Origin of the sequence: Paenibacillus doosanensis, assembly GCF_025060755.1 — a bacterium.
GTDB classification, from domain to species: domain Bacteria; phylum Bacillota; class Bacilli; order Paenibacillales; family NBRC-103111; genus Paenibacillus_S; species Paenibacillus_S doosanensis.
Genome location: NZ_JANYUY010000017.1, coordinates 1 through 20,979 on the forward strand (window position 1 = coordinate 1; position 20,979 = coordinate 20,979).

General features: G+C 50.5%; 14 protein-coding genes. 3 read left to right on the forward strand and 11 right to left on the reverse strand.

Translation table 11 applies throughout. The annotated features are described in order from the left end of the window. Nucleotides 1–266 precede the first annotated feature (266 nt). Nucleotides 267–761, reverse strand: coding sequence for a MarR family transcriptional regulator (locus N0M98_RS14000; RefSeq protein WP_259618255.1), 495 nt, complete (start codon nt 759–761; stop codon nt 267–269). A 164-nt stretch (nt 762–925) separates the two neighbouring features. Here N0M98_RS14000 and N0M98_RS14005 point away from each other — a divergent pair, with 164 nt between their 5' ends. Next, nucleotides 926–1,669: an NADPH-dependent oxidoreductase gene (locus tag N0M98_RS14005; protein ID WP_259618256.1), complete on the forward strand. Its 744-nt coding sequence runs from the start codon at nt 926–928 to the stop codon at nt 1,667–1,669. A gap of 450 nt (nt 1,670–2,119) precedes the next feature. Here N0M98_RS14005 and N0M98_RS14010 read toward each other — a convergent pair whose 3' ends face one another. The 3 genes from N0M98_RS14010 to N0M98_RS14020 form a co-directional block, all read right to left on the reverse strand. After that, on the reverse strand, nt 2,120–3,493 hold the full coding sequence (locus N0M98_RS14010) for a UDP-N-acetylmuramoyl-tripeptide--D-alanyl-D-alanine ligase (protein ID WP_259618257.1): 1,374 nt from the start codon (nt 3,491–3,493) through the stop codon (nt 2,120–2,122). A gap of 127 nt (nt 3,494–3,620) precedes the next feature. After that, nucleotides 3,621–4,766, reverse strand: coding sequence for a winged helix DNA-binding domain-containing protein (locus N0M98_RS14015; protein WP_259618258.1), 1,146 nt, complete (start codon nt 4,764–4,766; stop codon nt 3,621–3,623). Nucleotides 4,767–5,069: 303 nt separating this feature from the next. Continuing rightward, nucleotides 5,070–9,491, reverse strand: a complete 4,422-nt coding sequence (locus N0M98_RS14020) for an Ig-like domain-containing protein (RefSeq protein ID WP_259618259.1) — start codon at nt 9,489–9,491, stop codon at nt 5,070–5,072. Nucleotides 9,492–9,616: 125 nt separating this feature from the next. Here N0M98_RS14020 and N0M98_RS14025 point away from each other — a divergent pair, with 125 nt between their 5' ends. Next, the gene (locus tag N0M98_RS14025; RefSeq protein ID WP_259618260.1) at nt 9,617–11,749 is read left to right on the forward strand and encodes a P-loop NTPase family protein; all 2,133 of its coding nucleotides are present in this window, start codon (nt 9,617–9,619) and stop codon (nt 11,747–11,749) included. Nucleotides 11,750–11,847: 98 nt separating this feature from the next. Here the strand turns inward: N0M98_RS14025 and N0M98_RS14030 are convergent, their stop codons facing one another. From N0M98_RS14030 to N0M98_RS14045, 4 genes are all read right to left on the reverse strand, one after another. Further along, nucleotides 11,848–12,765, reverse strand: coding sequence for an aminoglycoside phosphotransferase family protein (locus tag N0M98_RS14030; RefSeq protein WP_259618261.1), 918 nt, complete (start codon nt 12,763–12,765; stop codon nt 11,848–11,850). Nucleotides 12,766–12,967: 202 nt separating this feature from the next. After that, entirely contained in the window at nt 12,968–13,543 is a 576-nt protein-coding gene (locus N0M98_RS14035) for a dihydrofolate reductase family protein (protein ID WP_259618262.1), read from the reverse strand. Nucleotides 13,544–13,888: 345 nt separating this feature from the next. Continuing rightward, nucleotides 13,889–15,157 (reverse strand): nickel-dependent lactate racemase, encoded by a 1,269-nt coding sequence (gene larA / locus N0M98_RS14040; RefSeq protein WP_259618263.1) that lies wholly within the window; start codon nt 15,155–15,157, stop codon nt 13,889–13,891. Nucleotides 15,158–15,550: 393 nt separating this feature from the next. Beyond that, nucleotides 15,551–16,771 (reverse strand): cytochrome P450, encoded by a 1,221-nt coding sequence (locus N0M98_RS14045; RefSeq protein ID WP_259618264.1) that lies wholly within the window; start codon nt 16,769–16,771, stop codon nt 15,551–15,553. Nucleotides 16,772–17,170: 399 nt separating this feature from the next. Here N0M98_RS14045 and N0M98_RS14050 point away from each other — a divergent pair, with 399 nt between their 5' ends. Then, complete coding sequence (locus N0M98_RS14050; protein WP_259618265.1) at nt 17,171–17,824, forward strand: TetR/AcrR family transcriptional regulator; 654 nt, start codon at nt 17,171–17,173, stop codon at nt 17,822–17,824. 63 nt (nt 17,825–17,887) lie between these two features. Here the strand turns inward: N0M98_RS14050 and N0M98_RS14055 are convergent, their stop codons facing one another. The 3 genes from N0M98_RS14055 to N0M98_RS14065 are packed head-to-tail and all read right to left on the reverse strand — an operon-like array spanning nt 17,888 to nt 20,810. Beyond that, the gene (locus N0M98_RS14055) at nt 17,888–19,042 is read right to left on the reverse strand and encodes an HlyD family secretion protein (RefSeq protein ID WP_259618266.1); all 1,155 of its coding nucleotides are present in this window, start codon (nt 19,040–19,042) and stop codon (nt 17,888–17,890) included. Nucleotides 19,043–19,056: 14 nt separating this feature from the next. After that, complete coding sequence (locus N0M98_RS14060; RefSeq protein WP_259618267.1) at nt 19,057–20,073, reverse strand: ABC transporter permease; 1,017 nt, start codon at nt 20,071–20,073, stop codon at nt 19,057–19,059. Beyond that, complete coding sequence (locus tag N0M98_RS14065) at nt 20,070–20,810, reverse strand: ABC transporter ATP-binding protein (protein ID WP_259618268.1); 741 nt, start codon at nt 20,808–20,810, stop codon at nt 20,070–20,072. The genes N0M98_RS14060 and N0M98_RS14065 overlap by 4 nt, the downstream gene beginning before the upstream one ends. Nucleotides 20,811–20,979 lie beyond the last annotated feature (169 nt).

Here is a 20,979-nt window from a genome sequence, read left to right on the forward strand (position 1 = left end):
GTGCTGCTACGCAACGGCCAACTCTATACGCCACGGAAGAAGGTGACGCCTGCGAAGGATTAACGCCTCCTTTGCTAAAGTCCCTGGCATAATTCCCAGTTAAAATCTGGATATTATCTCGATTTTTTGCTGGGTTTAGTTTGAGCTGTCCTTTTTTCGGCACTCCCAGCTGTTACAGCCAAGAAAATTTCCAATTCCACCGATTCGGGGACTTCACATCATACCGCTGGACTTATCCTGGCTCGGATATTTGATGATCAGCGTCATTAAAGCTGCCGCAAACGAGCCAGCTTCTCCAGAAAGTTTGCCACGATTTCCAGCGACGCTAAGTCGAAGCTCGCTAACAGTTCCATTGCTTTTTGATCCTGCTCCCGGTGAAATAACCGATGCAGTTCAGCCAATTCGGCGCCAAGCGGAGTCACGGAAAAATAAATTTCTTTCAGGTTGTCCGGCAGCTGGGTTTTCCGAATCAGGCCTTGCTCCAGTAATTTACGGGTAATTTTGGAAACGGTCCCTTTCGTTATATCCATCTCGCGGGCGATATCGACCCCTTTAATACCGTCATGCCGATGGATGACGTCCAAAATATGCAGGCTTGAGACGGACAGCCGGGGCACCAGCTTTTTCAGCCTGTCGTCGGTAATACGCTCCACGATCCAAGCCCGGTCATTATCCTCGTCGCTCTCGCTGATGAAAATCCGGTACATGGATTTTTCGATGCGGTTTTTGAGCTTAAGCAAATCGTCATTCATCTCTGTCATAAGACAAGCCTACCTTTTTTTCTTTTCATTATAGCATAGTTTCCGTAGAAACCATTTGACAAAGCATCATTTTCTTGCTATTGTAGTTTCCATGGAAACCATATTTTCAAATTTTTTTATTCATATAGTTTCCGTAGAAACCATATTGTCTGGAGGAACATTTTATGAATGAGGTCCTACAATTAATTCATCAGCATCGCTCTATTCGTAAGTTTAAAAATATTCCGTTGACCGCCGAGCAAATTGAAGCCATTGTCGACGCGGCGCAAATGGCGCCGACTTCTGCGCATATGCAGCCGTTTTCGATCATCGGCGTCACGGATCATGAGCTTCGCAAGAAGATCGCGGTGCATTCGGAAAATCCGTCGATTGAGGAATGCGGGTACTTTTTTATTTTTTGCGCCGATCTTCATCGCATGATGCTGGCTGCGGGACCGGAGCAGCAGGAAAAAATGAGCCGCAACCTGAGCTTCTCCTATTTTTACCAAACCGCTGTGCTGAGTGCGGCGCTTGCTTTGCAAAACGCCAATTTGGCGGCGGAATCGATGGGGCTCGGAGTTGTAATCATCGGCGGCATTAACAGCGCTCTCCCCTCCTTGGACGAATGGCTGGACCTGCCGGACTTCGTTATTCCTTTGGTCGGTTTTGCGGTCGGCGTTCCTGATGAGCACCCCGAGCAAAAGCCGCGTTTGCCGCGTTTCGCCGTATTTTTTGAAAACCGGTACGATCGCGATCTTAAAGAACAGGTTGAAAGCTATGACCGGGACTTGGAGGCGTATTACGGCGCGCGAACGAATAACAAGCAGAAGGCGAGCTGGTCGGGGAAATTCATCGCCATGCTGGATAAGGATTTGCCGTTGGAGGGGTATACGGAATACGTGAAAAGCAAAGGATTTGATCTGAAATAGCGCGAATATATGTCAACCGCTGGAACAAATATTTAATTATGGTGGAACATTAAATTATACATCTTAACATGAATAAAATTAGGGGTGACTGCCCCTAATTTTTTCATTATTATCTAAGTAAATGACCTGCCTTCGGAAGAAATAAAATATCTTGCTTATCATGGTTATACAATGTTTTACGCTGCCTCGTTGCAGCACTGGACAATGTTGAAAAAAATAAACTGGCGCCACAAGCTGCAGCGCCAGTTTATTCCCCTTCCTTTCTCCTATCGCTGCTGCATTTTCCTCAATACCTGCTATTTGAATTCTTCCGTTTTTCTGCCGGATGTATGGCTTCGATGGCGTCCCAGTGTATAATCAAAAAAGTTTTTATCGTGATCAGCATACGTATCCTTATGCAACAACAAACAGACAACTGCGGCAGTCTGTTTCGGTCACTTTGGATATCGCTCAACACAGAAGCTCTGGTATGACGGACTCCAATTTCATTCCCCTTGATCCCTTGAGTAGTACAGCGTCAGTTGGCTTTACCATTTTCTTTAAAACCTGCATTAATTCTTCTTTATCTAAAAAAGATTGGACATGGCCTTCAGGGAACCGTGCCTGTGCTTCCTCTGCTATATGCTTAGCAAGATTGCCGAAAGTATAAACAAAATCAATTTTGCCGGAGTCGACGATGCGACCGATCTCCCGATGAAATTCCTGTTCTTGATCGCCTAATTCGAGCATATCTCCCAGGACTAGAAACTTTCTTGCATAACCTGTTAATTCCTCGAATGTTTTGATTGCTGCGGACATGGAGACTGGACTCGCATTCCATGCATCGTTTATAATGGCAATTCCTGAGGATGAGACGATCTTCTCCATTCTCATGCCCGTTACTTGCAAAGCCCGGAAACCACTGTCTATTTCAGTTGGACTTAGACCCAGTTTGGATGCGATAGCAATAGCTGCAAGCGCATTTGAAATATTATGTGCGCCAAGAAGCGGTATAAAAAACGGATGATCTTCCACGGTGAAAAAAGAACCTTCCGGGTTCGTTACGCTTGAAGTAACATGAAAATCATTCGCTTCACCTTCGCCGAATGTAATGGTAGATATCGCTTGTTTGCTTGTGATCTCTTTAAGCCTGTCGCTCAGGAGGGGTTCGTCTCCATTGTAGATCAGCACGCCATTATCCGGTAATCCGTTGACGATTTCCAGCTTCGCGGCGGCAATTTCTTCACGTGACCCGAGTGTCGATAAATGAGACACACCAATCATGGTTATAACGGCAAAGTCCGGCTTAGCAATCTCTGAAAGGCGCTCGATCTGGCCTCGTTCGCTCATCCTCATCTCTAAAACCGCAATTTCTGCGTTTTTTTCCATTTCCAATATAGTTAAAGGCAGTCCTATCTGGCTGTTTAAATTACCCGATGTCTTGTGGACCCTGAATGTTGTTCCCAGCACGGAATTAATCATGTCTTTGGTGGTTGTCTTGCCGTTGCTGCCGGTAACTCCAATTACTTTTACGGATAATTCTTTCCGATAATGAGCTGCAAGAGCCTGCAATGCTTCCAAGCAATCATCTACATAAATAAGCGGAATATGTTGGGGCGGGTTTGGATGATCCTTTTGCCAAAATGAAGCTGCCGCTCCTTGAGAATATGCGGCTTCCACGTAATCATGACCATCGAGCTGCCGTTGTATCGGGATAAATAAATTGCCTGTTTTTACTGTTCTTGAATCAATGGACACTCCTTGAATGGTTATATCTTCGTACACGGCTTCTAGCCCATTTCCTCCGGACATTTGTTCAATCACTTTCAGCTTACAGTTAATCATCGGACTACCGCCTCTCGAACCCAATTAGCATATTTATTATAGTTCTCGAAAAATAAGGATATTCCTTTTAACGGAAGCTTGAGCACGGAATCGATTTAGCAGTGTTTGCCTTCGATACGCTAACTGTTTAATGAAAAATAATTTCGGAGATCGCCGCATTCGAAACTGCGAAATGAAGCATACGAGCCCCCTCCTCAGATAGAGCATCTAGCTCTTGTTTGGAAAGCTCATGAAATGGTTCGATATGCAGAACAGCCCGCTTACGTCCGCTTATCAGCTTCCAGGTTCCGGCGACGAATCCGTCGATGAGAATGGTTGCACGGATGATTCCGTTCGACGTGAACACACGTTTGCGGTACGTCTCATCCATGATTCTGCTGCGGTCCGCATAGGACAGCAGCATATTATCGAACTCGCCGAGGAACCGCGGAACAGACGGCGTATCTGCATCAGGCCGAGGGGCATCCGGTAGATCGAACAGCTCCTCGCCTCGTTCGTTGCGGAATGTGATTAGATGGGGACGAAGAGATCTTATATCTTCTTGAATGCGTGTAAGTCCCGACCAAACCTGAATATCCATAACTGTAGCCGGTCCGAACGCAGCCAAGTAACTCCGAATGATCCACTCCGGCTCCGGCGATGAGCATAGAGGCTGGCCAAGCCATGCTTCAATTGACGTATGTATAGCCTGGCCGCTTTCCCCCCATATGCCCCGCGGCGGTATTTGCACTAACGGCACCCTATTCCGAACCGCTCCCGCTGCAGCTTCCGGATCGAGACCGAACCAATGTTCACAAAGTCGCATGCCCAATTCACTGAACGTCAGGGGCTCCGTTTCAACCAGTTTCCTTCCATCTGAAGCAAGCGTTTCTTGGTCTATTCCCTTAAGCTGCTTGCCGAAGGCTCCGTTCAGGCTGCGGTTCATGACGGGCTGCAGCAATGGGCGCAGCCGCAAAGCGTCACGGGCAGAAACCAGATGCAGAGTCGAACGCATTAGCGCCATGCGCACAACCTGCCTATCCCGCAAAAGCTCCGACAGTTCTTCATGCCGAAAAGCTTCTATCCGCGACCATAAGCCGAAATAAGGGGCGTTCGGGGATTGTGCCTGCATCCCAGCCAGCTTCTCAATGGCCTCCAAGACGGGGAGCTTCACACGGCTAAGCAGCATTTGCCTTGCCAGTAGTGCGCGATTTAACTCGCGGTTACTGAGTACTTTACCGGGTACTTTATCGGTCACCGACTTTTGGATTTGCGCTTTTTTGGCTGCATTCATGTGAACATCTCCCATCTTTTATAACCATCATTATAGTTTAGCGTTAGCGATGCGAACCCGTACAAGCTTCATACACGACATCTAACCCATTTCTTCCGGGCAGTGTTCAATCGCTTTTAGCTTGCACCCAATCACCGGAACATCGCCTCCCGAACCAAATTAACATCATTATTATAATTCTGGGAAAATAAGCATATTCCTTTCAGCGGCGGAAACTTAAGCACGGGAACGATTTAGTTGATGGAATAAGAAATCCCCCAAGTTTGTACCGGTGAACGGCACGCAGCTTGGGGGGTTCTTACGTTAATCGATAAATTTCAAATATTGCAGCAATCGTTTCAGCAGAACGGCGCTTTGGGCGCGCGTGGCAGGATCTTGCGGATTGAACGTCGTTTCGGTGGTGCCTTCGATGATGTTCGCAGTCAGCAACTGCGCTGTCGCTTGCTCAGCCCAGCCGGCCAAGCCGGCCTTGTCGGAAAATCGTTCCAGCGCCGCAACATCCGCAGCTGGAAGCTCCCCGGCATATCGGATCGCACGGGCCAGCATCACCGCAAGCTGTTCGCGGGTGATGAGCGCATCCGGTTGAAATGTTCCGTCTTCATAGCCCTCAATGAGTCCCGCTTCCGAAGCCGCCGCGACCGCTCCGGCATACCAGGCCGCTTCCGGCCGCACATCTTTATACAGCGCTTTGCCGGGTTTTTCGGCCAATCCAAGCGAGCGTACGAGCATCGCCGCAAACTCGGCTCGAGTCACTCTGCGTTCCGGGTCAAACGAATTTGTGTTCACGCCTTGAAGGACTAGTTTGCTCGCCAGCAGCTCAATATCGCCTTGGGCCCAGTGTCCCTTTACATCCTCGAACGTTCGATCCGAACGAATCGCGGTGTACAAGCTGTTATGCGGTGCGAAGAACGTCGCTTCCGCGCGATGATCCCCCGTTCCGAATACGGAAGGAACAAAATACGGCCATCCATCCGCGCTCACCCAAACGACGGTGGATTGGTCCGGAATTGCCGCGGCATCCAACGCGATCGACCGTTCCGTGTAAATGCCGTCGTTATCCGTCATTTCGCTGCCGTTGATGGAAAGCGAAAAGTCCATCGGCTGCGCGAGCATTGTGTAGCCTTGCCGGGTCAAGTCGGCATCCAGCTTGCTCCGTGCCGCATCGGATGATTTGGCGATAGCTACCGTGACGGTCGCATTATTCGGCACGCTGGCCCAGATACGCAGCGGCAGACTGTAGCTGGCGCCGTTCACTTGGATGCGTATTACAGCTTCCGGCTGCGTACGGAGCACTTCCTGCATCGTTCCTGCGTGAAGGTCGACCTTCACGATCGGATCGGCGTTATCTATCTTGATGACGGCTGTCCCTTCTGGGGCAAACAGCGGCTTCAAAACTTCCGCGCTCAGTCCGAACCGAATCACCGACCTGCCGTCGCTTGCCTGTTCTTTTACCGCGATGACCCGAACGTCCTGACCGTTCATGTTCACCGTAATCTCCATGTTCGGATTTGATACCTGAATCGGACCCGAGCCTTGCGAAGAATCGGAACTGTCCGAGGAATCCGAGCTATCTGAAGAGTCCGAGCCGCCAGAGGAGCCCGAAGATTCGACGGCCTTCAGATCGATGCGGCCTACGTCGACGGTCTTTCCGGCAACAACGGTCACCGATGTCGTAAACGTCTGGTATCCGGAGGCTATGACGGTTAACGTATGATTTCCTGCCGCTACGTCCGTCAATATAAAGCCGCCTTGATTATCGGTAGTGCCGCCAGTTTCATCTAGCGATACCGTCACACCGGGCAATGGAACGTTCCCTGCCCTATACACCGTTCCCGTCACCGTTCCGGCGGTCGGAGGAGCGGGCTGCACCGTAACCGTCGCGCTCGCCGTATAGGAACCGTCGGCGGTCGTAACCGCGATCACCGCCGTTCCTTCGGCGACCGGCGTCACTTCGCCGTCTCGGTTCACCGCAGCGACCGACACATTGCTCGAGCTCCAGCTCACCGTTTTGTTGCTCGCATTCGCGGGTTGAACCGCAGCCGTCAGCTTCTGCGGCAGCTGGCTCGCCGTAAGGGTCAGCTCCTCCTTATCCAGGCTGACGCCCGTTACCGGAACCGGAGCGAGAGTCAACTCGATTCGCCCTGCATCGGCGGTCTTTCCGGCAGCGACGGTTACGGATGCCGTATAGGCGTTATATCCCGCAGCCTCTACCGACAAGGTATGGCTTCCCTCTGCCACATCCGCCAGCGTAAACTGACCTAGAGCATCAGTTGCTCCTCGGATTCCGTCTATCCTTACCTCCGCACCCGACAACGGGGCATTTCCAGTTCCATACACCGTTCCCGTCACGGTTCCGGCGGTCGGAGGAACCGGCTGCACCGTAACCGTCGCGCTCGCTGTATACGAACCTTCCGCGGTCGTGGCCGTGATCACCGCCGTTCCCTCGGCGATCGGCGTCACTTCTCCGTCTCGGTTCACCGTAGCGACCGACGCATTGCTCGAGCTCCAGCTCACCGCTTGGTTGCTCGCGTTCGCAGGCTGGACGGTCGCCGTCAGCTTCTGCGGCGGCTGCCCCGCCGTAAGGGTCAGCTCCGTAGAATCCAAGCTGACGCCCGTTACCGGAACCGGAGCGAGAGTCAGATCGATTCGCCCTGCATCGGCGGTCTTTCCGGCAGCGACGGTCACCGATGCCGTATAGGCGTTATATCCCGCAGCCTCTACCGTCAAGGTATGGCTTCCCTCTGCCACATCCGCCAGCGTAAATTCCCCTTGACTGCCGGTGATGCTGCGGATTTCGTTTATTTTCACCGTCGCACCGGACAACGGAGCATTGCCGATGCCGTACACCGTCCCCGTCACGGTTCCGGTGGTCGGAGGAGCCGGCTGCACCGTAACCGTCGCGCTTGCTGTATACGAACCGTCAGCGGTCGTGGCCGTGATCACCGCCGTTCCTTCGGCGATCGGCGTCACTTCGCCGTCTCGGTTCACCGTAGCGACCGACGCATTGCTCGAGCTCCAGCTCACCGCTTGGTTGCTCGCATTCGCGGGTTGTACCGCAGCCGTCAGCTTCTGCGGCGACTGCCCCGCCGTAAGGGTCAGCTCCGTAGAATCCAGGCTGATGCCCGTCACACGCACTTTATCTTGAATATGACCCGCTTCTAAGCGAATGCTGCTCCATGCCCGAATCTTATGAGCCTCATCGAGCTCGTAGATTTCTAGAACCTGTCCTGCGCTTACGGCGGGGATATCCTCTCCGAGCGAGTATGGTATCGCACCGTCCGGAACCGCGGCTCCGACTATAGGGCGTGCGCCCGCCGCTTCACCGAGGGTATAAGCGAAGGTAGAATCTGCTCCGAGGGGAACAGCCGTCGCTTTCGTCGAACCGAGCGTGCTGCCCGGTGCAACGCCGAGCCCGGCAAGATCCGGCGCCAATTCGTCAACGCTCAAAATTAGAAGCGAAACGGCGGTTTTCAATCCTGCGTCGATTGCCGTAACGGTTATAGGGAACAAACCTGCCTGGGAAGGCACGCCTTCCAGCACGCCGGAGCCGCTCAGCCGCATACCCGCCGGAAGCCAGGAAGCGCTCCAGCCCAATTCGGTCGGCGTATCCTTGAAAGCTTCGAGCTGCAATGAGTAAGGAGCATCCTTCCTCGCCCTCGGCAGCTCGGTCGTCAGGATGACGGGAGACAGATAAGGGTAGCCTCCATTTATAATCGGGTTCATGCTCCAGGTATTGACGAAATCCCATCCTCCGTAATTCGTTTGCTGCCGCATGTCAGCCGTTGCCCGTCCTGTGAGATCCGGCGATCCGTTGATGAAACCACCTCCTATACCTGCGGTTTGTCCGGTACTCTGTTGATCGAAGAACGAATCGTCGATAGAGGCAGATTCTGTGAAAGCTCCCACAAAACCGCCCATCAGAAGATAATCCGATCCTCCGCCCGATGTAACGGCCCCGGTCGCATAACTTTTTTCGATCGTTCCGTAAATGATGTGTCCCGCCAAACTGCCGGCATTGAAAAAAGAGCCGGAGAAGGATGAATTGGTAACCGTTCCGGTCGCGTAAGCGCTGCTGATCTTACCCGCGCCTTGCGATCCGACAAGACCGCCTGCATATTGATTGGAGGCGGCGCCGCTTTTCACGGATGCGGACGAGCGGGAGCGTTCTATGGTCGAATTAAGCGCCGTCCCTACCAGCCCTCCGGCCACACTCACACCGCCGATAGATCCGGTATTTCCGCCGATAACAGTGCCCTGCGTATACGAACGGAGAATATTTCCCCCGTTCAGGATGCCGGCCAGGCCGCCCGTGGAGCTGCCGCCCTCCGCTTGGACCGAGATGCCCAAATCCCTAACGCTCCCCGATATTTGACCAAAGAAGCCTACATTTTGCCGTGTGTCATCATGAATCGTAAGTCCGGAAATGTCGTATCCCCTGCCGTCGAACGTTCCGCTGAAAGCCAGGTTCTCGTTGCCCCCGAATGGAATCCAGTCGAATCCGGTCATATCGATATGATTCGTCAGGCGGATGCTGCGGTCGAGATACGAGGCTTGATTTTGATCGATATAAGCCAGCTGTTCCGCGGTGGAAACCACCACCCATCCGGAAGCTTCAGGCGGGACGGAATTGGCATCGGCCCGCGCGATCGGTGGAAAAAGAGCCATTGGGCCGATAAAAACCGAGATCGCAAGCAGCATGGCTAAGAAAGTAGATAACCGTTTCATGCAGTACAAATCTCCTTTTATTAATGAAATCGTTTATTTGAATGCTTGTCCTAGTGTAAAATAAGAAGCGAAATGGTTGTGTTTCATTTTTGTTTCAATTTTTCATGCGGAAAGAAGTGTATAGGATGGAATCCTTATCGGCAATAGAAAACTCCGCGTCCCGCCGCCCTGTGATCGGCTTCGGCCGGGAATTGGACCGCTTGGAACAGTGGCTCGCCGATCCTTTGGCCGAGGCGCAGCTGTTTTCGGTTTCAGGGATCGGGGGGATCGGCAAGACGACGCTGCTTATGGAGATGGCTCATCGGGCGAGGCGGGCATCCGCGCTCACTCTATGGCTGGACGGGCAAGGCGAGCTGGCCACATCGAGCGCATTCCTGTCGAGCCTCGAGATGGGACTGGAGAGCGAATACGGCAAATTCAGAGCGGCGGGGGCGCCTCTTCTGCCTTATATCGTTACCGAGCTATCGCGGCAGCGAACCGTGTTGATACTGGATAACGGAGAACGTCTCGATCGTCTGGAAGGCTGGCTGCTGTCAAGCTTCCTGTCCCGGCTCCGATCGGCCGGCGTGCTGCTCATTGTCGCCTCGAGAAGCGGTCTTCCCGTAAAATGGCAGACAAACCCGGATTGGGGCGGCAGCGGCCGGATCGAAACCTTCGCATTGCAGCTGTTCAACCGGGAGCAGGTGCTGGATTACTTGCGCGGAAGCGGTCTGGAGGCGAAAGCGCAAATGGAAATCGCTCAAAAAACGGACGGGCATCCTCTGCTCCTCGCGCTGACCGTCGACTTGCTTCGCTCCCATGAGGGAGAGGGAACAAGCCGGTGGAATGACATTCCGGCCATACTGAGCGCCGACTGGCTGCGGGAAGCCGCTTCACCGGCCATGCACCGGGCTTTGACGGTTCTGTCGCTGCTGCCGGCGGCGGATCAGTTCACGCTGAACGCATTGCTGGACAAGCCTCTTGAAGCGTCCGACTACTACGATCTCGCCAAATTATCGTTCATCCGGTCAACATCCCAAGGCTTGTCCTTGCATCATGTGGTGTCCCGCCTGTTAAGAGACGATTACAGCCGCCGCGATCCGCAGCAGTTCGGGGCGCTGCGCCATCGGGCGTTTCGGCTGATGGCCGATCGGTTTCATACTGCGGACCGGCGAACGCAAATGCGCATTGCCGCCCATGTGCTTGAACTGTATCGCGAATTTCTGCCTTCCGCCCATGCTTATGTCGACTTTTCTTCGACTCTTCAGGCGGGAGAGCCTATGCCGTATCGGCCGGAGGATTTGCCTTATCTGCACCGGTTTTTGGCCGATTCGCTTGCACGCGCCGACTGGCAGTCCGAACTGGTCCGGTCGGCGGAATGCCACGCCGTTCTTGACGAGATCGCTAGGCATAGTCCCGAAGGAATCTGTATTGTGCGCAGCGACAGCGGCACACCGCTCGGTTTCTGCGCAGGCCTCCGGCTGCACGCGCTGTCCGCCCCTCTGCTGGAGCGGTACGCCCCCTCGTTCTTTCCGTTACTCGGAGAAGAAGGCCCTGTCTATCGCGATGTTTCTCCGGAAGCGGCAGACACCCTGTGCGTGCTTCTGGCTGCAGTTGACGTGGACCAATCCTTATATAGTCCCGAAGAGCTGGGCGCCCTGCTCATGCAGCAATGGCTGATCCATATGACCGGCGGCTGGCGGGGAATCATCGTCACGGCCGATCCGCAGATGAGCGCTTTGCTGCCGATACTTGGATTTCAAGCCAAGAATGAGAACTTGCTCCGGCAGGCCGATTCGGCGGCAAACGAAATGACCCGATGGGAACTGGATTTCCGGCATATTACCTTCGACGAATGGGTGCAGCTCATTATTCGGCAAACGGGACCAGCCGGGACGATCGGGGGACACGAAGAAGAGGGTCCCCGATTCGGACGCGGGATGGAAATAAAGATCGATGCGAGTGAGGCGAAACAAATTTTGCAGCAGTTGTTTCAAGTCGAGGAGCTCGAGCAATTACCCGTTATCCGGCAGCTGCACATACCGGGAGCAGCCGTTCGGGCGTGCGTTCAGGCGGTTCTAACTGCCGAAAACCCGCCGCTCCCGCTGACGCAGCTTGAGCAGCGAATATTGCGGGAGAGTTTTCTCCACAAGGCTCTGAACAAAAATCAGCTGGCCGAAGCGTTCCATATGAGCCGGACGACGTTTTACAGGCAAACGCTGCAAGCGGTGAGTCATCTGGCGCATGTACTGACGCAGCTGCTTGCTTCCAGCCGGTAGCTACGAACAAAGAGTGCCGGTCTCGGAATGAGCCGGCACTTTTGCATGATGTTGCTGCTTCTCTTGTCTCTCATACTGTCCGATTGCTGCCCGAATGTTCACTGGTCCGACGGTTCGTTTGTCAGCTTTTCATATATACGTTTTCGCAGATCATTAATGCAGTGAAACTCTTCTGGCTTACCAAGATGCTTGCTGACAACATCTCCGCCGAAATCGTGGATAAGCAGGCCATCCGTGATGATTCCGACAAGCTCTTCTTTGGAATAATCACCGAAATAACCGCGCAGCAGCACAGAATCGAATTGGAACAATTCGGCCGCAATGTACGCATCCTCGTAAACCTTCGGCGCAAGCACGGCATCTGCAAAGTCAATCATACAGAGCTTACCTTCATCGGTAATGATAATGTTGTTGCTGTTTAGATCGCCATGAACATGTACTTTCTCGCCGTAATCACGAGAAGTGATGTAAGTAAGTCTATCCGATCTAAAGTCATCTGGATAAACATTCCATCTCTCGGCGCGATCTTCATCGGCGATGGCATCAATGTCATTGAACCGTGGGCAAGGGGTGTTCATTATATCCGTGATTTTGCGAAGCTGCTTTGCTGCTTCAGATTTTTCAATTTGTGTCATGCTTTTCACGGCTTCGCCGAATCCGATCCCATGAACATATTCCATTATCATGTAAGCAAAACGGTATTTATCCTCCACAAAACCATGTGCTATTAGTTTAGGGGAGCGAATTCCGAGCCGATTTGCTCGCTGCATGGAAAACTGTTCTGTCTGTATTTCCGCTGTCTGGTCCATTCCTCCTTCGCGTGGAACGAATATTTTAATAACAAAGTCGCCAGATTTGAAAACAGCATTCGTTGCCGGCGGCAGGTTTTCGAGTTTTGCGGGCGGCAAATTTTCTTTTTGGAATATGAAATTAACAAGAGCAGTAAAAGCGAATAATGACTGAGAGACATGGCTCCAGTCTTGCCAGCTTCCGATTTCTTCATTAAATAGATTCATGGTTCATAGCCCCCTCCTACACTAAAGGTTTACTGCTCAATCCTTTAAGGATTTTTCCCGCCTGAGTAATGCCCCCGCTATTAATAAGGAAACTTTGTCTTTGCGGGGTCCAGTAATTTGTGACTATAAGAAAACCGCCTTTGTGAAAAGGCGGTTAATTGAGCTATCATCTCCCGTTAGCTAATCACTATAAGCGACAAGGTCATCTTACCGTCTGGTAAACGAGACCTATGGCTCCGGAATCAAAGGTCTTGTTTTCGATTAACTTCAGATTGATCCTCTCCTTGAGCCCTTGGAATAACGGCAATCCCTTACCGATCAGGACGGGAGAAACCGTAATTTTATACTCATCAATTAAATCAAGCTGCATAAGGTGGTGTGCGAGTCTAGGACTGCCGAGGATGACCATATCCTCGCCTGGCTGCTGTTTGAGATTATTGATTTCTTCCTCGACATCTTCTTTCACGAGTCTGGAATTATTCCATTCGACTTTCTCCAGCGTCGTGGAAAAAACGACTTTGGCTGTCTTTTCGATCCACTCGGCATGATCCCGTTCATGCTGCGAAGCTGATGGATTCGAGGGCACAGATGGCCAGTAACTGTGCATCATCTGATAAGTCCCGCGTCCCCAAATGACTGTATCGGCGGTACTCAAAATTTCTTTCGCATGTTTCTCCAAATCCGCATCGTAGGAAACCCAGCCAATGTCCATTTCACCATTCGGCCCTTCTACAAAACCGTCAAGCGATGCGTGCAAAAATAGAACGAGTTTTCTCATTTTCAGTTCTCCTTTATTGCTGTGGGATATTACATTACACACTACATTTTAGCAGAATTCAACTTAGGTTGTTTCTTATGGATTGCTAATCCCATTAACAAGAATAAGCGGAAAGCCGAAGCTTTGTATTCGTGTCAGTGACAGTAACAAAGCGCATTTTACATATTTTTACTATTCGATGAGGTATTCCCGTAGTTCTTATTGTCTATATAACGGAACCAAGCCAAATAATGTTGCAAATGGTTGCAAATATTGGGTTGCAACGCCATTGAAGCGAAGCGGTCCATCCATTTCTTCATTCGGAAAGATATCTTCATCGCTTCACAAGCTTTATGACGAACTTTCCTACTCCCCTTGCACGTAAGGAATCGTCAAAGGTCCCAGCGGCAGCACGGCGACGCTCATGTCGCTGCCGTACCGTTGTCCGAGCCGGATCAACAGTGACTCGATATCGTGCACCGGGGTAAACATCGCTTTCCGGATGTCCTCATCCGGGAGAGATGACAGCACATGCACGTCGGCCCACACCTGCACGACCGCCTGCTTCTGTACCTGCCATTGATCGAACTTCTGAAAAGCGCCTTCGTTAATCAGCTGGAGAATTTCCCGCGGCGTCTTCCGAAGCTGAAGAATCTCGGCATAGTTCCCGTGATTGGGAATGCCGTCCGAGCATTCGGCGGCGCAAATAATCGCCCCTCCCTGCTTGACGATCTTATGAGCGGCGCTAATTCCTTTGACCGCCTGATACAAATTCTGGTCGAGAGGATAACCGGAATTGGATGTAATGACAACGTCAAAACGCGCCGGCACGGGAGCCATGGCATGTTTTTGGACAAAAGCGCAGCCTGCCGCATGCGCCTCGAATAATTCTCCCGCGAAGACGCCGGTTATCTCCTTATCCTTATTCAGCGTCACGTTCAGCATGAAATCCGCCGGACACATGCGGTTCACCTCGCCGGCCATTTGCTGCAGCGGGTTCCCCGTCATAGTGCCCCAGGTGGCCAAAGGATCTCCGATCATCCGGGCGTTATGGAACGTCATAATCGTTTCAATGCCCGCAATGCCGGGCATGATGCCTTTGGGACCTCCGGAAAACCCGGCGAAGAAATGCGGTTCGATAAACCCGGTTACGATGCGGAAGTCCGCCTCTGCGTATTCCTTATTCAGATAGACGTCGCAGCCGAAGGAGCATTGTCCCAGATTAACCAGCTCCGCCTTCTCGTGACAGTGGTGATTGATGACGCGCACACGCCTCACGACATCTTCGCCGAGCATCCGCACGAACTCTTCGCGCGTTTGATCGCGGTGCGTCCCCGTGCCGTTAATGATGACGAACTGCTCCGCCGGAACATGAGCAAGCTCTTCCAGCAGCCAGGGTACCAGCTTGTGATTCGGGGTTGGGCGAGTAATATCGCTGATAACGATGACGACCTTATCGGTCCGTTTCACCATGTCGCGAAGAGGACGGACGGCTCCAATCGGCTGACGCAGAGCGTTCAGCACCGCCTCCTTCTCATCGGGCAGCCGACCCAGATGAACCGGTTCAATGACCGTCGCCGTGTCCGGCACCTCCACCTGAAGCTGCCCTCTCCCGTATTGCAAGTAAGCTTTCATGCGAGCGCCTCCTTATTAAAGAATCATCATGATCGCTGCGCCGGGATGCTGCACAACATTTGTTCTCAGCTCGAATCGCTTGAAAGCGCATCCAACTATTTATATTAAAAAGTAACACAACCCATTAGTGAATGTAAACAATTTTTCCAGCTGCAAATAAGTCATAATCACGGCTTAGACTGTAGATTACATCGGCCCTGGCGCTCACGCAACTCCCGGATAATCTTTCCGATCTCATCTTTTCAAGTTCCTATAGATTATTTGGCGTCTCTGCTTTGGTGCTAATTGGGGTCCGCTGACCTAAATAATACGAAAGATCGCCATTTTCTTGATCATGATGAGCGGGAACCGGCGATCTTCTTTACACTATGCGTTAATGGGTAATGAATGGCATTACCTATTACGGTCAAACAATATAGGTAAGTTCTTAAGAGATTGGCCCAACACCGAGTCGGTCAAGTGTTCGGTGACATCGAAACCCTTCACCGGCTGAATATCGGCAAACTGGTTCACAAATGCGTTCAAAGCGATGCGCGCTTCCATACGAGCTAACGGGGCGCCCAAGCAGAAATGCGGACCATTTCCAAAACTGAGATGGTGTTGACTATTCGGACGATGGATATCAAGCTCTTCCGCATGGGCAAATTCGGATTCATCCCGGTTGGCGGCGCCAAGCCATGCAACGACTACTTGCCCTTCCTTCATCTTAGGCCCAAAGACACTGGTATCTTGAGCTACCCTGCGATCCATACTAGCCGTGAAGCGGAAGCGCAACACCTCTTCAATCAAGTTGGGAACTAATGATACATCGGTTCTCAACTCCTGATAAACGCCAGGCTTGTCAAACAGCATACTATAGAATATATTGGAAATTAGTTTTGTCGTCGTTTCATTTCCCGCACCGAGCAGTCCGATCGCAGACATGACCACTTCTTCATCCGTTAATTGTTCTCCATCAAGCTCAGCTTTAGTCAAGTCAGAGATAATGTCATCTACAGCCCGCTTCCGTTTTTCTTGAACGATGGGCAACAAATAGTCGTGAAATTCCTTCATTGCCTGCCCTTTTTGTTTGTCGATATCGACATAAGCTTCTTGATTATAGGGGAGAAAGATGATATCAGACCAGGAGCTAATGAGCCCGCGATCTTTGAAAGGAACACCGAGCAGTTCTGCGATGACAGTCACCGGAAGAGGGATCGCCAGCTTCTCCACAATATCCACAGTGGATTCGCCCTCCAAATCCGCAATCAATTCATCAACAATAGCCTTGATTCGGGGTTCCCACTCTTTAAGGCTGCGGGGAGTGAACGCTTGGGATTGAAGAGCACGGCGTTTTCGATGTTCCGGTGGATCGACAAGATTGATATTACTTCGGTTATCAAAATGCTCTCTGGGAACGGGAATGAGGCTTCGCTGTTTTTTGTTGGAAAATAATTCGTGATCAGACAGTACTCGCTTGGTATGTTCATATAAAAACACATTCCAGACATCCTGCTCAGCATCGTAATAGACAGGGTTGTTCTCCCTCATATCTTTGTACCAAGTAAAAGGTTCCCATTGCGACTGCTTCGACTTTAGTTTCGAAATTTCGTTCAAAATGATATTTTGATTCATTGAACCAGCCCCTCCTTTAAAGAATGAATGTTTTGTTCGTTTTTCTCACTGTTTTGCATGTTCTCATCTTAGACACACGAAGGGCTTGAGGCATTACAAGAATATCCTTACATCTTTTCACTTACATGGAATATCCTTAGCCACATTGTAAGTTATTATGCATTGAGTTTTCGCAAAAGTTCAGCGCCAGTGCGGCTGGTCAGCCCGCTTCTTACTATTCAGGTAATTTTTGAATTTGTTTTCTACCAAATGGGCATACATTATATGAATTCCTATTGCAACGCTATGATTATTAGTTGACGAAGACCGACTTCATTGGTATAACTGTTTTGTCTGAGTAATTACTTACTCTAATGTGAGCTTCCAACTGCTCCAATATTCATTGAAAGGAGAGTTACATTGCAAACTCATAATTTGTTCAAAGAGCTTCAATCGCTGCATTCCGGGAAACAAACTGTGAAGCAGAAAAGAATTGTAGAAGCAGCCATTGCATTGTTTGCCGAAAAGGGCTACTCAAACACCTCGACCGCTGAAATCGCCAAAGTTGCAGAAGTTTCGGAAGGAAGCATTTTCAAGCACTATGGCAAAAAAGATAAATTATTGATCTCTCTTATTGCTCCTCATTTAAAGGATCTCTTTGCTTCTCAAGCCGATGTAGTGCTTAGTCAATTCACGATCAATGATGGTACAAGCTTTGAAGGAGTCCTAAAGGGAGTTCTAAAAAATCGGGTTGAATTTATTTCGGAGAACAGAGAACTTTTTCAGGTCATTATAAAGGAAATCATATATCAAGAAGAATTAAAAAACGAAATCCTACCATTTATATCAGAGATCATTACACCGCGCCTGACGCTCTTAGTTGAATCGGCCAAGGAACGCGGAGAGCTCGTTGACCTTCCCACCGATAGAATCTGTAATATGCTTTTCACATTCATAGGCGGATTGTTGGCTTCCCGCTTCGTGATATTGAATCAACATTCTATCAGCGACGATGAAATCGAAGATGCCGTACGTTTTGTGATGGAGGGTATTGGGAAGTCTGCGCGGAGCTGATGAAACAAGCCGACCCCGCATCCGTTGAAACATCAACGTTTGCAGGGTATCAGCAGCTGAAGGCTACGCCGCGGGAAGATGGACGGTAACAATCATTCCCGGGTTGAACTGGATGTCTTCTCCTTTGATGGTGATCTTCACCTTGGTTGTTACATGATTGCCGTCTGCATTCGATTGTAAATCTTTTGGGGTATATTCGTGTTTAAGAGCGATGTAGCTGACCGTGCCTTCGATTGTTTTCTGGCCTGCAGTGATTGTGATTGGCTGATTATAGCTGATTTTGTCCAAATAGGAATCCGGGACATAACAGAGCACATAAATATCGTCCGTTTTTGCTATATCAGCAAGATTGGTTCCTATATTAATCACATCGCCGAGCTCAACGTTCTTGCTAGTGATAATTCCGTCCGCCAGCGCCTTGATCGTGTATTGCTCCAGCAAATTTTTGGCCTGATTCCACTGAGCTGTAGCTTGATCCAGATCCGCTTGAGCCATGGCAATGCTCTCCTTCGTATTCCCGCTTTGCAGCAGCTCCAGTTGTGCCTTGGCCGCTTCGTAGCCCGCCGTTGCGGCGCTGATTTCTTGCGGTCGCGGACCTTTTTCCAGCTGAGCTAACTGGTCTTTGGCCGCTTCCAACTGAGAACGAGCCACGGCGGTTTGTTTCTTGGTCGTGTTCAGCTTGTAGGCGGAGCTATCCAGATCCTCCTTGCTTAGTTGTCCCTCTTGATACAAATTCATAGCTCGGTTATGCTGGGCCGTTACGTAATCCAGTGTGATTTGCGCGGCATTGAAGGATTCCTCGGCAGCCGAAACATTGGCTTTTCCTTGTTCAATCTGGTCCGCCTGGCTGCCAGCCAACAGAAGCTCCATCTGCGCTTTGGCCGCATCGGCCTGAGCCTGAGCCTGCTTTATTTGCTCCGGTCTTGTTCCGGCATTAAGCTCTTCCAGCTTGGCTTTCTTCATAGCGACTACGGCTTCTAATTGCTCGGCAGCATATTTTTGGTTCGCCGGATCGATCACAGCCAGGATGTCCCCTTTTTTAACCGGCTCTCCCTGCCCTTTATTCATCTCGATAATTTTGCCGGCCACCGTGCTGACCGCGGACATTTTATTGAATTCGACGCTTCCTTTAATCTCCGTTCCGGCGCTGCCGGTTCGCAATGAGCAGCCTGACAGCAGCAGAACCATAACGATACTTAACGCCGCTCTTTTTTTCATTCGCGATCCTCCTCTTAGATTGAACGATATCTTTTGAGAACCAATACATTAGCGACGATAAAGAACAGACAGATCCCCGCGAGCACGAACACATCATTCTGTATGTCGTACCATCCTTTACCACGAATCATAATGTTTCTCAAGGCATCCGCTATATAGGTCAGCGGCATGAAACGGCCCAACGCCTGAAGCCAGGGAGCCATAGTACTAACGTCAAGCAATCCCGAGAAAAAAACTTGCGGAACGATGACAATAGGGATAAACTGAATCATTTGCAGTTCATTGTTCGTAAACGCAGATATGAAAATGCCGATAGTCAGCGAAACCATAGCGGTCAGCACGGTAATCAGCAGCACCAGAGCAAACGATCCCACCATAAATAGATGAAGCACATAGACGGAGTACAGCGAGATCAGCGCCGACTGTATAATGGTGAACACGCCAAAGCCCAGTACGTACCCTACTACGATTTCCCATCTCCGCAGCGGCGTCGCCAACAGACGTTCCAGCGTGCCGGTAGTTCGTTCTCCCAGGAATGAGACTCCCGCAATTAAGAAAACAATAAAAAAGACGAAAAAACCGATAAGAATAGGGCCGAAATTATCAATAGAAGACATGTTGGCATATCCGTAGACGTAGGTAATATCCGGCTTCATTAACGGAAGGGACTGCTGCGTGAGCTTTTGAATCAGCATAAGAACGGCTTTGCTCTTGCTCGGATCGCTTCCCTCCAACAGAACATACGGAGCTCCGTTCTTAAAATTGATGACCGCATCCAGCTGCGAATCGCGAATGCTTTCTTCCGCCTCCCCTTCCGAATAAAATGTTACCTTCGCATCCTCATTTTCCAGAATCGTAACGAAGCTCTGCGGCGCATTGACGATTCCGATCTTGGGGTGGTAATCCGATCCGCCGAAAATGAGGGTCATGAAAGTCATGATGAGCATCGGGGCGAAAATCATCAATGCCATCGTTCGCTTATCATGCTTGAGCTGAAGCAGAATGCGAATCATGATTGCGCGGACTCTCATTTGGCCGTACCCCCATAATACAAAAACGCTTCCTCAATGGTGTTGGAGGCTGTTGCGTTCTTTAATTGCTCCGGAGTACCGAACGCGATCAACCTTCCATCTCGAATCATGCCGAGTTTGCTGCAGTTCTCCACCTCATCCATGACATGAGTCGTAACAATAAGAGTAGTTCCCTGCTGGTTCAACTTCTTGAGTTCCTCCCAAATGGCCCTTTTTAGAATCGGATCAATCCCGACGGTCGGCTCATCCAATATCAGTATGGGAGGCTCGTGCATGAGGGCGATAGCAAGGGAAAGCCTGCGCTTCATCCCCCCTGAATAATGCTTGACTTGTTTTTTGAGGTGGGCGGATAAATCGACAAGCTCCATGACTTCGTTCATGCGTTGTTTTTGCTTCGATCTGGAAAGTTTGTACATGGACGAAAAGAACACGATGTTCTCCGCGGCCGTCAAATCGCCGTACAGCGCATCCGATTGGGCCATATAACCGATCTGATTCATCACGGCAAGCTTCGGCATCTTTTCGCCAAGCACATAGACCTCGCCGCTATTGGATTGATCGACGCCGTTGATCAGCTTGATAATGGTGGATTTGCCGGAGCCGGATGGCCCTAGCAGTCCAAGAATGTCTCCCTCCGATATTTGTAAGCTGATATCGTACAGCACCTGCTTGCTCCCGAAGCTTTTATTCACGTTCTTCAGCAGAACACAAGAGGATATGGGATTCGCGTTGTCCATAGGTCCCTCCTTAGAAATAGGCAAAATGAATAAATGAAGGCAAAGTGAGTATGTACTCATTATTCAATATTAACATAGGACAACCGCTTTTGAGAAGTGAGTAATTACTCAAAGTAGTGCATTGATTGTTTTTTATTACTTATACTACAATATAATAAAAAAACGGCTA

Coding starts and splice junctions, on each gene's coding strand:
- larA (WP_259618263.1), bottom strand. CDS start 15,157: ATGAAAGCTTACTTGCAATACGGGAGAGGGCAGCTTCAGGTGGAGGTG.
- N0M98_RS14060 (WP_259618267.1), bottom strand. CDS start 20,073: ATGAGAGTCCGCGCAATCATGATTCGCATTCTGCTTCAGCTCAAGCAT.
- N0M98_RS14025 (WP_259618260.1), top strand. CDS start 9,617: ATGGAATCCTTATCGGCAATAGAAAACTCCGCGTCCCGCCGCCCTGTG.
- N0M98_RS14065 (WP_259618268.1), bottom strand. CDS start 20,810: ATGGACAACGCGAATCCCATATCCTCTTGTGTTCTGCTGAAGAACGTG.
- N0M98_RS14000 (WP_259618255.1), bottom strand. CDS start 761: ATGACAGAGATGAATGACGATTTGCTTAAGCTCAAAAACCGCATCGAA.
- N0M98_RS14015 (WP_259618258.1), bottom strand. CDS start 4,766: ATGAATGCAGCCAAAAAAGCGCAAATCCAAAAGTCGGTGACCGATAAA.
- N0M98_RS14020 (WP_259618259.1), bottom strand. CDS start 9,491: ATGAAACGGTTATCTACTTTCTTAGCCATGCTGCTTGCGATCTCGGTT.
- N0M98_RS14010 (WP_259618257.1), bottom strand. CDS start 3,493: ATGATTAACTGTAAGCTGAAAGTGATTGAACAAATGTCCGGAGGAAAT.
- N0M98_RS14030 (WP_259618261.1), bottom strand. CDS start 12,765: ATGAATCTATTTAATGAAGAAATCGGAAGCTGGCAAGACTGGAGCCAT.
- N0M98_RS14005 (WP_259618256.1), top strand. CDS start 926: ATGAATGAGGTCCTACAATTAATTCATCAGCATCGCTCTATTCGTAAG.
- N0M98_RS14045 (WP_259618264.1), bottom strand. CDS start 16,771: ATGAATCAAAATATCATTTTGAACGAAATTTCGAAACTAAAGTCGAAG.
- N0M98_RS14035 (WP_259618262.1), bottom strand. CDS start 13,543: ATGAGAAAACTCGTTCTATTTTTGCACGCATCGCTTGACGGTTTTGTA.
- N0M98_RS14055 (WP_259618266.1), bottom strand. CDS start 19,042: ATGAAAAAAAGAGCGGCGTTAAGTATCGTTATGGTTCTGCTGCTGTCA.